The sequence below is a fragment of the Brevibacterium antiquum CNRZ 918 genome (assembly GCF_900169145.1).
Classification (GTDB): domain Bacteria; phylum Actinomycetota; class Actinomycetes; order Actinomycetales; family Brevibacteriaceae; genus Brevibacterium; species Brevibacterium koreense.
On the sequence record NZ_FXZD01000007.1, the window covers coordinates 53,839 to 66,119 of the forward strand.

Below are 12,281 nucleotides of genomic sequence, written 5' to 3' on the forward strand. Positions count from 1 at the left end.
GACGATTGTTCAGTGCTTGGTAATGTGGGTCACATGAGTCAAACGAATCTGCACGAATCGAGCCTGAGTGAGTTCGAATCCGCCACTGCAGTCACACGCCACTCGGAATCCGCCTTCACCGCCGAGGTCGACGGCGAATGGAGCGTAGCCGGAGCGGTGAACGGGGGATACCTCCTCGGCATCATCGCGCAGACTCTGCGCCTCAACAGCCCAAACGCTCCCGACCCCTTGGTGCTCTCTACCTACTATGTGGGTCCCAGTCAGGGAGGAGTCGCAGACATCACCACGCGCATGATCCGCGAAGGCCGGTCCAGTGCCACCTTCGCCGTGGACTTGGCCCAGAACGGCGCCCCGAAGATCACCGCGCTGGCAACGATGGGCAACCTGGAAGGTCTGCCCGAGGATGTCGCAACCACGGCCAACCCGCCCGAGCTGCCGGAACCGGATCAGTGCATCAACGTCGCCGAGGCGCCCGGAGACTTCGTGAAGTCCGCTCCCTTGATCGAACGCTACGATATGAGGCTCGATCCCGACACTGCCGGCTTCGCAGCCGGGCGGCCCAGCGGCCGTGGCCTGTTGCAGGGCTGGATCAGGTTGGCCGACGGCACCGAACCAGATGCGCTGTCGCTGCTGGCATTCCTCGATGCCTTCCCGCCGGTGATGTTCGACCTCGGCCACTTCGGCTGGGCTCCGACGATGGAGCTCACCGCTCATCTGCGCGCCGTGCCAGCGCCGGGCTGGATCAAGGTGAAGTTGTATACGCGCAATATCGCCGGCGGCATGTTCGAAGAGGACTGCGAGCTCTGGGACTCTGCGGGACGGCTGGTCGCCCAGTCCCGGCAGCTGGCACGGCAGCCACGAGGCTGAGACCTGCAATGTGACAGTATTCCTGACCTCGAGTCAGGTCTTGCGTCTAGAGTTTGAGTTCAAGACGACAGCACCACGAAAGGACCATCGGCCATGGCGTCCCTGTCCTCGCTGAGCATCACCTTCGACTGCAAAGACGTCGAAACCCAATCGATTTTCTGGGCCGAACTCCTCAGGGCCGACCTCGACGAGGGTGCGAACGAGTTCGTCGCCAGCATCGGCGGAGTCCACAACGCTGAATCGCCGACACCGGGCATGCTCTTCCTCAAGGTCGCAGAACGTGGCGAGGGCAAGAACCCGCTGCACATCGACCTTGATGATCCGCACTATCCTGCCGATGTCGAACTCGCCGTGGCCTTGGGCGCCCAGAAGGTGGCATCGTTTGCTGAGTTCGGCATCGAATGGACCACATTGAAGGATCCTGAAGGCAACGTCTTCGACATCGGCCGCAAGGCACCCACAGACGAGAGCGAGCCAGGCGCATGAGCCTCCCGCCGGCTGACCCCACGGAAGCACCACATGAACGGCAGGGCCTCGAAGAGTTCCTAGACTACTATCGCGCGGTAGTGCGCAGAAAGGTCGAAGGGCTGGAATCGAGCGACCTCAACCGAACTGTCGCGACATCCAGCCTGACTTTGGGCGGCATCATCAAACACCTGAGCTTGGTCGAAGAAGCCTGGTTCGTCGAAGACATCCTCGGTCAGGAACTGCCGAAACCGTGGTCTGCCGTCGACTGGACTGCACAGCCCGACTGGGACTTCGAGAGCGCAGCCGATGACACTCCCGACTATCTCCTGGACCTGCATGCCAAAGCATGTGAGCAGTCGCGGCAGATCTTGGCCGGAATCGCCGACCTGGACACGCTTGCGGCACGGAAACCATCCCAGGGCGATCGATTCAACGTCCGGTGGGTCCTCATCCACTTGATCGAGGAATATGCTCGACACGTCGGCCATGCCGACCTTATCCGCGAGAGCATCGACGGGGCCGTCGGCGACTGAGGCCATCGTCTCACCGGACACGCCACAGGCATGTAGCGATCGTCCAGATCCCTCACTTAGGGTTGAACCATCATGTCGAACAGCACAGCTGAGCCATCAGAGACCCAGTCCCCAGCCAGATCCAAGGCCTTGATCCCACTGGATCTGCTGCGCGGATTCCTGATCGGCAGCGCCGAACTCGTCCCTGGCGTCTCCGGGGGAACGATCGCGCTGGTCACCGGAATCTACGATCAGCTCATCGACTCTGCCGCCCACGTCGTCGGCGCGGCCAAGACCCTTATCACCGGGCCGAATCGGGTCCAGGGGGCCCTCAGCGAGCTGCGCCGCACCGACTGGTTTCTCATCATTCCTGCCCTGCTGGGCATGGCGACTGCCGTTCTTACCATCGCCGGCGTGATGGAATCGTTCGTCTCCAGCAATCCCGAACTCTCCCGCGGTCTGTTCTTCGGGCTTGTGGCCGCCAGCATCGCTGTGCCCTTGCAGATGCTTCCACGCCGCACTGCACGCCAGCCTGTGATCGGAGGGGTGCTCGCCCTTGCGATCCCCGCCGCACTTGCGTTCTGGATGACGGGATTGGCAGGGGGAGCCAACATTGAGAACCCGCCCTTGATCGCAGTCTTCTTCGCCGCTTCCGTCGCGATCTGTGCCCTCGTCGTGCCCGGAGTCTCCGGATCCTTCCTTCTCCTGGCAGTGGGCCTGTACTCAACGACTCTCGGTGCCGTCAGCGACCGTGACTTCGTCTATCTCGGGGTCTTCGGACTCGGTGCCGTGCTCGGTCTGGCTGTGTTCGTCAACATCCTTCGTTACCTTCTTGGCAACCACCGGTGGTGGACTCTCCTCGTGATGGCGGGGCTGATGCTGGGTTCCCTCCGTGCGCTGTGGCCGTGGCAGGCAGCCGCCGAGGGAGAGGGCAAAGGCGCAGGTGACCTGGTCGGCCCCTACGATCCGACGATGGGTCCAATTCTCCTTGCACTGCTCGGGGCGGTTGTCGTCGTCATCCTCATCGTCGTGGAATCGAAGTTCGCGTCCAAGCCCAAGCCGAGCCGTTCAGACCAACGACGGTGAGAACACGGTGCGTGGTGGCCATACGCGAGCTGCCCATCGAGGACGAGTGGGGCAACGGCGCACGCTGTGATTGGGTCTGATCCGCAGCCTCTCGTGTCGGTCATCTCACGTAGGGTGGGTACTGACAGCATCGATCACGATTGAAAGAGAGCGCGAAGCATGGCGACCACAGCATTTCAGGGAACACCGGTCAAGACCGTAGGCAACCTTCCTGACAAAGGTGTGCAGGCACCGGCATTCAGCCTGGTGGGCAACGATCTCGGTGAAGTGAATTCCCAGGACACAGCTGGTAAGCGTGTTGTGCTCAACATCTTCCCGAGCGTGGACACCGGTGTCTGTGCCGACTCGGTACGTAAGTTCAACGAACTCGCCGCGAGCCTGGAGAACACCACGGTCCTGTGTGTGTCCAACGACCTGCCCTTCGCACAGGCGCGCTTCTGTGGCGCCGAAGGCATCGAGAACGTCGTCACCGCATCAAGCTTCCGCAGCGCCTTCGGCAAGGAATTCGGTGTGACCATGGTCGATGGCCCTCTGGCCGGGCTGCTGGCTCGCTCAGTCGTCGTCCTCGACGAAAAGGGCACCGTCATCCACAAGCAGCTGGTCGATGAGATCGGCACCGAACCTGATTACGACTCGGCGGTCGCCGCACTCGGCGCCTGAGTGAGTCAGGCCCGGTCACCGATTCGGTGAGCCGGGTGCTACATATCGAATACCTGCACGGGCAGCGCGTACTTCACGCCTGCCCGTGTTCCGGCTTCCGAGGTGATTCGGGGGATCATGTCCGAGGGGGCCGGATGGTCGGGGAGCGCCTCGAGATAGACGGTATGAGCCTCCAACGAGCGCACGGCCCGGTCGACGTGTTCGTCGTCGAGGACGACGGCATGGGTGGCATCAGCCATGTTGACCAACAGCCTGTCGGCCTTCCACGCCTCGAGGCCGTCGTCCTTGAGGTCGGTGAAGACCCACGGATTGTCGGCATCGCGGATCGCATCGACTGTCGCGATGCCGGCTGCCCGATGGTCGACATGGTTCAGTCCCCAAGGCATCTTGAGTTCCCAGTTGGTCACCATCACGGCGTCGGGCTTGAACTGACGGATCTTCTTGGCGATCGCACGCCGAAGTTCGTGGCTTGGCTCGAGGAGGCCGTCGGGGAAGTCAAGGATTTCAAGGTCCTCAACACCGACGATCGTGCATGCCTGTCGTTGCTCACCCTCTCGTAGGGGAACAACCTTCTCAGGGTTCATTTCGCGGATTCCGGCTTCCCCACGAGTCAGGAGCAGGTAGGACACGGCCCTTCCCTGGTCGGTCCATTTGGCCACGGCCGCGGAGGCACCGTATTCCATGTCGTCGGGGTGGGCGACGATGCACAGGAGGCGATTGACATCATCGTCGTCGAAGATCGGAAGCTCAGTCATAGTCTAAAGGCTAAGCCCCGCCCGACAGTTGTGCCAGTGCGGGCTGCGGTCGCTGTGGGTACCATGTGAGTGGCTGTGTCCAAGCAGCGCCACTCCACCGTTCGAAAGCAGGCCCATGCATCGGAGTCTCCTCCTGGCAAGTGTGATCGTGCTGGGCCTGTCCCTCACCGGATGCTCAGCACTGCGTGTGAGCACAGCAGAGGGCGATTCGCGACCGGTCAGCGTCGGCATCGATGACGGTTCCGTAGGAGAGACGCCCCAGGAGACCGACACTCCTGCGATTCCTGCGGGGATGACCCAGGTGAGGGTCGATCTGGGCCCAGAATGCCCGATCAAGGTACAGATGGCCATGGACGGCGAATGGAACGATGATCTCGCCTACGACAGCTATCAGCTCTACAGCCGCGATCACGGAGCCATCATCACCGTCAACTGCTATGAAGCAGGCGACGACACGGCACAGAGCATCATCGATACGGCACAGGAACAGACCTTCGGGGAATCGCGATCGAGCGTTTTGGAGGAGACGTCCGGGACAGTGACCGGTGGCGTCTACTGGACAGTCCACGGGCTGCTCGCCCGCCAGGAGATCCGTGCTATCGACGAATCCGAGTCTGTGCTTTTCGGAGCAATTGCCGGAATCTCCGTTGACGGTCGACTGTACAAAGTCAGCGTCGAGATGGTCACGGTGACAAGTGACCAAGCCACCTCCGACCTCTACGCGCAGATGTTGCCGACCGTCAGCTTCGCCGATCAGGTCCTTGATTCGCCGGCTCTGTCCTAAGTGCGTGCCCGCGGTGCCCCTGTGCGCCGTTTGAGCAGTTCTCTGGCCGCGATCCGTCCCGCTCGTGTGGCGCCGACCGTTGAGCTCGCGGAGCCGTATCCGACGAGGAAGATTCGGCGGTCATCCTTGACCGAGACCTCTGTCTCCATGGAAATTCCACCGTCGGGTGTGCGCAGATGCAGCGGTGCCAAATGGTTGAGGGCGGCCCGGAATCCGGTGTTCCAGAAGATGACGTCGACCTCTTCGACACGTTCTTGGTCGAAGGGCTGCCAAGACTCAGGCAGAGCCAAATGGTCACTTGCCGAGGGTCCAAGCCCCTCCGAGGTCGTCTGTGCTTCGCCCACCCGCCCGGGGAAGTGCACCCCATGGGGCAGGATCGCATCGAACATTCCACGCGAGACGAGAACCTCTGATTCGACGCCGTCGCGGAAATCCTGGCGGACAGGCAGGCCGGTGGTGCGCACGACACTGGCCGGGGCAAGTCCTGCCAAGGTGCGCGACCGCACGGCACGTTCGACCTCGAGTCCCCATCTGCCGTCGAACTCTCGCGAGGTGAAGTTCGGGGGCCGGCGCGTGGCCCACAGCGTCTGGGTCACTGTTGCGAGTTCGAGGAGGAACTGGGTTGCGGAGATGCCGCCGCCGACGACCAAGGTCCGCAACCCCCGGAAGTCCTCGACATCGCGGAAATTGGCGGTGTGCAGTTGGCGGCCCTCGAATTCGGCGATGCCGGGCACGAACGGAACGTAGGGATGAGTCCACGTTCCGGTCGCATTGATCAGGTACCGGGCCGAGAGGGGAATACGTTCACCGTCGATCTTTGTCGTGATCTCCAACGGCCCGGAGCCGGGGGTGGGGGAGTTCACGGTGACCACCTCTGCGGGGCGGACGACGCAGAGTTCGAGTTCGCGTTCGAAACGCGAATAGTAGTCGGAGACCACCGCCGAGGCGGGTACTGAGGGATCCGGTGTGCCCAGGGGGAATCCCGGCAGATCCGCCACATGGTTCGTCGACCCCAACGTCAGGGAATCCCACCGTTCACGCCACGCGCCGCCGGGTCCGGACCCGGCGTCGAGGACGATGAAATCCTTGCCAGGCACCAGTCCATCACGCCAGAGATAATGGGCGGCCGAGAGCCCAGCCTGGCCCGCGCCGATGATGACGATCGGCCAATGGGAATCGACGAGCAACTCCGAGATTCGGCACACCATGTTGCCATTGTTTCAGGTTCTGGCCGCCTGCGGACCATATGAGTTGACCGGGGCGCGGATCAGGATAAAGCTTGGTCGGTGAGCAATCAAGCAGATACTTCGAGCAATCCGTGGCATGCCCTGTGGGCATTGTGTATCGGCTTTTTCATGATCCTCGTCGACTCGACCATCGTATCCGTGGCGATGCCGGACATCATGGAATCGCTGCATGCGGACATCAATGCGGTCGTGTGGGTCACCTCGGCGTATCTGCTCGCGTATGTCGTGCCGTTGCTGATCACGGGCCGACTGGGAGACAGGTTCGGGCCGAAGCGTGTGTACATGGTCGGGCTCATCGTCTTCACAATCAGCTCCCTGTGGTGCGGACTGACAACCACCGTGGGTGCACTGATCGTGGCCCGCGTGGTGCAGGGACTCGGTGCGGCAGCGATGACGCCGCAGACTATGGCCGTGATCACGCGGGTCTTTCCTGCCGACCGTCGTGGGCCCGCAATGGGGATGTGGGGCGCGGTCGCCGGGATCGCGACGCTGGTCGGCCCCATTGTGGGAGGGCTCCTCGTGGACGGTTTCGGATGGGAGTGGATCTTCTTCGTCAACGTTCCCGTCGGAATCATTGCTTTCGTCCTGGCTTGGAGACTCGTGCCGCGTTTGGAAACGCATGCCCACAGCTTCGACTGGCTGGGGGTCGTTCTCTCAGCCTGCGGCCTGTTCCTCTTGGTCTACGGCATCCAGCAGGCGCACGGAGTCAGGTGGGGCCCGCTGATCGGGCCCATCACCGTCCCCTTCGTCATCGGCGGGGGAATACTCTTCCTCATCGGATTCGTCCTGTGGCAGAAGTACACACGCGCCGAGGTGCTCGTTCCCCTCTCGCTGTTCAAGGATCGCAACTTCACCTTGGCCAGCATCGCAATGTTGACAGTGGGCTTCGGCATCACCGCGATGATGTTCCCACTGATGCTGTGGGCCCAGACTGTGCTGGGATATTCGCCCACCCAGTCAGCGCTGCTGGTGGCACCGATGGCGATTCTCTCCGGGGTGCTGGCCCCGTTCGTGGGCAAGATGGTCGACCGGGGAAGTCCGCGTGTCTTTGCCGGCATTGGCTTGGGGTCGTTCTCCATCGCACTGTTCTGGATCGGCTCGATTCTGGGCTCGGACACGTCGCCATGGGTGCTGATGCCGCCGATCCTGCTTCTGGGTGTGGCCAACGGTTTCATGTGGGCACCGATCAGTTCGACGGCGACTCGAAACCTTGCCCTCCATCACGCCGGTGCAGGCTCGGGTGTGTACAACACCGTGCGACAGATCGGTGCGGTGTTCGGCAGTGCTGCGATCGCCGTGGCGATGGAGTCTCGTCTGGCCGCCAACATCGACGACGCTAGCCGGATGACCGGCGGCTCGAGGGCGGAGGCTGCCGGCGGTCTGGCAGCAGGCGGCGGTGGCGCGGGGATGCCGGAGGCAATCGCCACCGGGTTCGCTCATGCGATGGGCCAGTCCCTGTGGTTGCCGGCAGGGCTCATCCTGATCGGTTTCGTCGCAGTGCTGTTCTTCGAAAAGCCGAAAGTCCGGGTGCGGGGCTGACTTGTTTGTCGGGCGTTCTTAGCCGAAATCGGCTGAGGTTCAGTTGCAGTCGGGCCCTCGCGGGTTCATGTAGCAGTCCTCATCGACAAGATAGCGATGGAAGCGGTAGACATCGATCGATATCTCGTTGCTGGCCACGTGAGCGAACCCATCGATCGGCAGCCAAGGCCCACCGTCCACAGAGAACTCCCCGCTGAACGTCGCAGTCATACCAACAGTCTTCGCTCCGGTCTTCTGGTAGTCATGCCCGATCTGCGGTTCGTCGCCGGGCCGTGGTTTTGATCCGGACTTCGAGGTTGTTCCGCCGGTGTCGTCACCGAAATCCCAGTGGTACTTCTCAGGGGTGACCTTCACTGTCACCGCGTACGTCAACAGCGTCATGTCGATATAGCTGGTGCCCGCATCCGTCCAGAAGGCAGCCGGTTTGCCGATGACGGCCCAATCCTTTGGCCAGGCATGAATCGTCGGAGCTGGAATGTCGAAGGTCTGGAACTGTGACTCAGGAATACGGGTGGGTGGTTCCGGCCGCACAGGCGCGCCGCCACCGCCGGGGCCCGGGCCGGGGCCAGGCAAATCCGCACAGATATGACCGACTTCTTCGAAGACGCAATCAGGCAGTCCGCCTCCACCACCGCCGTTCCCACCGTCTCCACCGCCGGAACCGGGGCCCTCGCCACCACCGGACCCGCCCCCGCCGCTACCTCCGCCGTCGGATCCGCCCCCTCCGGGGGCCGGAACTGGCGGGGGAGGTGGAGCTGGGTTACCGCCGCCTTCCCCAGGAGCGTCAGCCGAGCAATTATTTATATTTCTCATATCGCAGTTCGGTCCGGCTACGGCGGGTAAGGGGACCAGAATCGCGGCAATTAAACTTACGAAAATAGCGATAGCGATGTTGATCTTTAGCCTCAGCATCGCTTCTCTTTTAAGGATTGTTCTGCGACTCGCCAGCCGCTAGAAGTCTTCTCGATCGTGTGTTCCATTGTGACGAAGTCCGAATTCGACGTCGTATCTGCTTCGTCCGTTGGGTGCAGAGACCATTCGGTCAAGTCGAAACAGAAATTCACAGAGACTATGTTCACGTCTTTCGAGCCATCTGCACTTTTGACATCGTCGATGGCTATTTTGCTTGGTGAGATGTTCCCAGCGAATTGATAGGTGCCGTCCTTGACGACTTGGGCATCACCTTTAATTGACTCCAACGCGTCTCCACTGGCGAATTTCGGAAAATCGTCCGCAGTCTCAAAGTTGCCCGAATAGGCAGAATTTACCGATCGGAAAAACCCCTCGAACGCGACCAATGCCCCTTCGACGGCTTCCGTCTCCTCAGGACTCAGATCAAGCTCGGTCTCGTAGGCGGGGATCGTGGGCTGCGGATCGGCAGCAGGGGATGCCGCCGTAGGATCCTTGGCGGGCAGAGTCGATGTCGGTGCAGCCACAGGGGAGTGGTCTTCGCATCCCGACAGTACAAGCGGCAGTGCCAGTGCGGCTGTCAGTGCAATGCTCGTCGTCGTTCGATAGCGGATACGTCCGCCAAGTCCAGTTTTCATTCCACGCCTCTGTGGTCGAGAACTCCGGCGCCGATGTACGAATCGCGCCCGGAATCTCTACATTATGCGAGAACTGTGACTTTGAGAACAGGCGAAGTTGAATCTGTGGATAACCTGCCCGCGAGTGAGCGGAGCTACTTCTTGGCTGCTTTCGCGGCCGCCTTCTGCTGCTTCTTGAAGGCGCGGACTTCCAACAGAGTGTCCTCATCGACCACATCGGCGATCGAGCGACGGCTGTCTGCAGTGCCGTAGTCTCCAGCTGCCTCGCGCCATCCATCGGCGTTGAAATCGAATTGTTTGCCCAGGAGGGCCAGGAAGATCTTTGCCTTCTGCTCACCGAAACCAGGCAGCTTCTTCAAGCGTTTGAGGACCTCGGGACCCGTCGGATCTCCGGACGTCCAGATCGCTGCAGTGTCAGCGTCATATTCGTCGACGATCTCTGCTGCCAGCTTCTGCACTCGCGTCGCCATTGACTTCGGGAAACGATGCACTGCCGGTTTGATCGAGAACTTCTCCAGGAACTCATCCGGATTCATCTCAGCAATCTCGACCACATCGAGCTTGCCCAGACGCTCAGCAAGCTTCGCTGGTCCGGCGAACGCAACTTCCATCGGCACCTGCTGGTCGCACCACATATTTTAACCATGTAGTAGGCTCGGTTTATGGCTGAACTGGTATGGGGCGGGTACGCCCGAATCTCGGAGGATCCTCGCGACGAGAGGTCTGGCGTCCGGCGGCAGCGCGAGGACATCGACGCCGAGATCGTCAGGCGCGGGGGTGAGTCGCTGGACGAGGCACGTTTCTATCTCGAAAACGACACATCTGCCTACAAGCGCAAGCGAGTGACGATCACGGACGAGTACGGCGAGCAGCGGCAGGCGTACCGCGTCATCCGTCCCGTCTGGGCTCAGGCGCTCCGCGACCTCCGCGCCGGTGTCATCACGGCTCTCGCCGTCTACGACCTGGACCGCCTCGCCCGCGACCCCCGCGACCTTGAGGACGCCATCGAGGTCGTGCAGCACCACGGCTCACTCATCATCTCGGCCACATCGGCGGGGACCGACCTCATGTCAGACTCGGGCCGGGCGATGGCCCGGGTCATGGTGACCATGGCGCAGAAGTCGAGCGCCGACACGGCTCGGCGAGTGGCCCGGGCTCATCTGGAGTCGGCTCATGAGGGCAGGCCAGTGGGAGGCTCCCGTCCATTCGGGTTCCTCGCTGACAAGGTGACCCACTGCCCCGTCGAGGCCCCTCTCGTCCGTAAGGCAGCGCAGGACATCATCGACGGCGCGTCCATCCGCGGCATTGCCGAGGAGTGGGCCGCGGCCGGGATCAAGACTGTTCGCGGCGGTGCCTGGAATCGCTCGGTGATCCGTCACATGCTCTCGAATCCGAGGCTCGCCGGTTGGCGCGTCCATCAGGGCAAGATCGCCACAGACAGGGACGGGAAGCCAGTCCGCCTCGTCCAGCCTCAGACGTTGGCGGTCGTCGGGGAGGACGGCAAGCCAGCTCGGGCGAAGAACCCGCGTGCGGGTGAGCCCGTCGAGCCGCTGCTCGATCAGGACACGTTTGATCGACTCCAAGAGGCTTTGGTCAGGCCTGATAATCGCAAGGTGAAGCCCCGAAGGGGTGCCCGGCGCTATCTGCTCTCCGGGCTCGTCCGTTGCGCCGTGTGCCATCGGCAGATGTACGGCAACCGCTGGGGTGAGACCGGCGGCGAAATGCGGTTCTACTACGTTTGCCAGGGCGGAGCGGATGACAAGCACGCGGTCAGCGTCTCGGGGCACGGCACCGACGCCTTCCTTGAGCGAGTCGTGCTCGACCGGCTGGCCGTCGAGGACATGGAGCGCCCTGCGCCGGAGTTTTCCGGCGACGGTCGGCTCGCCCAGGTGAAAGAAGCGATCACGGAGCTGATGAGTGTGCATCGCACGGGCCTGCTCTCGGGATCGGTCGTGTTCCCCCAGGTCCAGCAGTTGCAGGAGGAGCAGGAGCGACTGGAGGCCGAGCGCGGCGAGTTCATCCGCGCCACCGCAGGGCCGACCACAGCGAGGGTCACGCCCGAGGTGTGGGCAGGCATGTCCACGGATAAGCGCCGGGCCATCGTCGAGACTCTGATCGAGGCCGTCCTTATCCATCCGGGGCGGCAGCGTCAGAACAAGCTCGACTATGACCGGATCGAGGTCGTGTGGCGACAGGACTAGCGCTCGTTCGCGCTCGGCGTTGACACCGCTTGACATGAACATTAAGATCGTGAGTAATCTTGATGACGATCTCAAAACTCGGGATCGTCGGCCTCGTAAATCCCGCGGGGCCGGAGGGAGAGCCTGGACCGGGGTGGGATTGCTCGGTTGATGACTTTGATCATCACGTGCCTGCGCGACGGAGCAGGGATGCCGACAGAGCCTCGAGGCGAAGGTCGCCGGGCTGGGGTGCCGATTGACCCCGGTAACGCTCGTCACAGACGGATGAGCTGTTTACCGGAGGTTTGTCATGTCCGCCCTCGTCGCGGATTCCGTTCAGCAACTCGTCAGTCTTCAGAGCGCCGTTGACCTCGGCTACGGGGCGTACTCGACCCTGCGCCGGTACATCGCAGACGGTCGTCTCCCCGCGGTCAAAATCGGCTCCCGTCTCAAGGTGCGCAGGGCCGACCTCGACGCCCTCGCCGTCTCCGCCGGGCCTGTCGCAGCGACGGAGCTTGACCGGGCCGTCGAGCGAGTGCTCGCCTCGGCCCCTGCTCTCACCGACGCGCAGCGTGAACGCCTCGGTCGTCTCTCTGTCGGTGATAGCCGATGAGCGGCCGCCGAGCACGCGCCCAG

The 12,281-nt window shown here is 62.4% G+C and carries 13 protein-coding genes and 1 pseudogene; 9 read left to right on the forward strand and 5 right to left on the reverse strand.

Annotated elements, in window-relative coordinates; genetic code table 11:
* Positions 1 to 33 precede the first annotated feature (33 nt).
* The 5 genes from BANT918_RS11045 to tpx all read left to right on the forward strand — a co-directional run bounded on the left by BANT918_RS11045 (position 34) and on the right by tpx (position 3,593).
* Complete coding sequence (locus BANT918_RS11045) at positions 34 to 867, forward strand: thioesterase family protein (RefSeq protein WP_101620293.1); 834 nt, start codon at positions 34 to 36, stop codon at positions 865 to 867.
* A gap of 93 nt (positions 868 to 960) precedes the next feature.
* Positions 961 to 1,353 carry a VOC family protein gene (locus BANT918_RS11050; protein WP_101620294.1) on the forward strand — a complete coding sequence of 131 codons (393 nt, stop codon included), beginning with the start codon at positions 961 to 963 and terminating at the stop codon, positions 1,351 to 1,353.
* The gene (locus tag BANT918_RS11055; RefSeq protein WP_101620295.1) at positions 1,350 to 1,868 is read left to right on the forward strand and encodes a DinB family protein; all 519 of its coding nucleotides are present in this window, start codon (positions 1,350 to 1,352) and stop codon (positions 1,866 to 1,868) included. Before BANT918_RS11050 ends, BANT918_RS11055 begins: the two co-directional genes overlap by 4 nt.
* Positions 1,869 to 1,940: 72 nt before the next feature.
* The gene (locus BANT918_RS11060; RefSeq protein ID WP_101620296.1) at positions 1,941 to 2,933 is read left to right on the forward strand and encodes a DUF368 domain-containing protein; all 993 of its coding nucleotides are present in this window, start codon (positions 1,941 to 1,943) and stop codon (positions 2,931 to 2,933) included.
* 159 nt (positions 2,934 to 3,092) lie between these two features.
* On the forward strand, positions 3,093 to 3,593 hold the full coding sequence (tpx, locus tag BANT918_RS11065; protein WP_101620297.1) for a thiol peroxidase: 501 nt from the start codon (positions 3,093 to 3,095) through the stop codon (positions 3,591 to 3,593).
* 38 nt (positions 3,594 to 3,631) lie between these two features.
* Here tpx and BANT918_RS11070 read toward each other — a convergent pair whose 3' ends face one another.
* Positions 3,632 to 4,348 (reverse strand): PIG-L deacetylase family protein, encoded by a 717-nt coding sequence (locus BANT918_RS11070; protein WP_101620298.1) that lies wholly within the window; start codon positions 4,346 to 4,348, stop codon positions 3,632 to 3,634.
* Positions 4,349 to 4,463: 115 nt separating this feature from the next.
* On the opposite strand from BANT918_RS11070, the gene BANT918_RS11075 reads away from it, so the two are divergent.
* Complete coding sequence (locus BANT918_RS11075) at positions 4,464 to 5,132, forward strand: hypothetical protein (protein ID WP_233430452.1); 669 nt, start codon at positions 4,464 to 4,466, stop codon at positions 5,130 to 5,132.
* Here BANT918_RS11075 and BANT918_RS11080 read toward each other — a convergent pair.
* Positions 5,129 to 6,340: an NAD(P)-binding domain-containing protein gene (locus tag BANT918_RS11080; RefSeq protein WP_101620299.1), complete on the reverse strand. Its 1,212-nt coding sequence runs from the start codon at positions 6,338 to 6,340 to the stop codon at positions 5,129 to 5,131. The two genes, BANT918_RS11075 and BANT918_RS11080, sit on opposite strands and share 4 nt — an antisense overlap.
* 78 nt (positions 6,341 to 6,418) lie before the next feature.
* Between BANT918_RS11080 and BANT918_RS11085 the strand changes: the two genes are divergently transcribed.
* Entirely contained in the window at positions 6,419 to 7,918 is a 1,500-nt protein-coding gene (locus tag BANT918_RS11085; protein ID WP_267892100.1) for a DHA2 family efflux MFS transporter permease subunit, read from the forward strand.
* A 39-nt stretch (positions 7,919 to 7,957) separates the two neighbouring features.
* On the opposite strand, the gene BANT918_RS11090 is transcribed toward BANT918_RS11085, so the two are convergent.
* The 3 genes and pseudogenes from BANT918_RS11090 to BANT918_RS11100 form a co-directional block, all read right to left on the reverse strand.
* A complete protein-coding gene (locus BANT918_RS11090; protein WP_101620301.1) occupies positions 7,958 to 8,449 on the reverse strand; it encodes a hypothetical protein in 492 nt (163 codons plus the stop codon).
* Positions 8,450 to 8,823: 374 nt separating this feature from the next.
* Positions 8,824 to 9,465, reverse strand: a complete 642-nt coding sequence (locus BANT918_RS11095) for a hypothetical protein (protein ID WP_145996976.1) — start codon at positions 9,463 to 9,465, stop codon at positions 8,824 to 8,826.
* Between the two features lie 134 nt (positions 9,466 to 9,599).
* A pseudogene (locus BANT918_RS11100) lies at positions 9,600 to 10,100 on the reverse strand (HhH-GPD-type base excision DNA repair protein); the annotation flags it as partial.
* Between the two features lie 27 nt (positions 10,101 to 10,127).
* On the opposite strand from BANT918_RS11100, the gene BANT918_RS11105 reads away from it, so the two are divergent.
* Together BANT918_RS11105 and BANT918_RS11110 are read left to right on the forward strand one after the other, a co-directional pair.
* Positions 10,128 to 11,666, forward strand: coding sequence for a recombinase family protein (locus BANT918_RS11105; RefSeq protein ID WP_096177394.1), 1,539 nt, complete (start codon positions 10,128 to 10,130; stop codon positions 11,664 to 11,666).
* 289 nt (positions 11,667 to 11,955) lie between these two features.
* A complete protein-coding gene (locus tag BANT918_RS11110) occupies positions 11,956 to 12,258 on the forward strand; it encodes a helix-turn-helix domain-containing protein (RefSeq protein WP_096177393.1) in 303 nt (100 codons plus the stop codon).
* The last annotated feature ends 23 nt before the right edge of the window (positions 12,259 to 12,281 follow it).

Excerpts from the sequence above, each read along its gene's own strand:
- BANT918_RS11045 (WP_101620293.1), top strand. The coding sequence starts at position 34 with ATGAGTCAAACGAATCTGCACGAATCGAGCCTGAGTGAGTTCGAATCC.
- BANT918_RS11050 (WP_101620294.1), top strand. The coding sequence starts at position 961 with ATGGCGTCCCTGTCCTCGCTGAGCATCACCTTCGACTGCAAAGACGTC.
- BANT918_RS11055 (WP_101620295.1), top strand. The coding sequence starts at position 1,350 with ATGAGCCTCCCGCCGGCTGACCCCACGGAAGCACCACATGAACGGCAG.
- BANT918_RS11060 (WP_101620296.1), top strand. The coding sequence starts at position 1,941 with ATGTCGAACAGCACAGCTGAGCCATCAGAGACCCAGTCCCCAGCCAGA.
- tpx (WP_101620297.1), top strand. The coding sequence starts at position 3,093 with ATGGCGACCACAGCATTTCAGGGAACACCGGTCAAGACCGTAGGCAAC.
- BANT918_RS11070 (WP_101620298.1), bottom strand. The coding sequence starts at position 4,348 with ATGACTGAGCTTCCGATCTTCGACGACGATGATGTCAATCGCCTCCTG.
- BANT918_RS11075 (WP_233430452.1), top strand. The coding sequence starts at position 4,464 with ATGCATCGGAGTCTCCTCCTGGCAAGTGTGATCGTGCTGGGCCTGTCC.
- BANT918_RS11080 (WP_101620299.1), bottom strand. The coding sequence starts at position 6,340 with ATGGTGTGCCGAATCTCGGAGTTGCTCGTCGATTCCCATTGGCCGATC.
- BANT918_RS11095 (WP_145996976.1), bottom strand. The coding sequence starts at position 9,465 with ATGAAAACTGGACTTGGCGGACGTATCCGCTATCGAACGACGACGAGC.
- BANT918_RS11105 (WP_096177394.1), top strand. The coding sequence starts at position 10,128 with ATGGCTGAACTGGTATGGGGCGGGTACGCCCGAATCTCGGAGGATCCT.
- BANT918_RS11110 (WP_096177393.1), top strand. The coding sequence starts at position 11,956 with ATGTCCGCCCTCGTCGCGGATTCCGTTCAGCAACTCGTCAGTCTTCAG.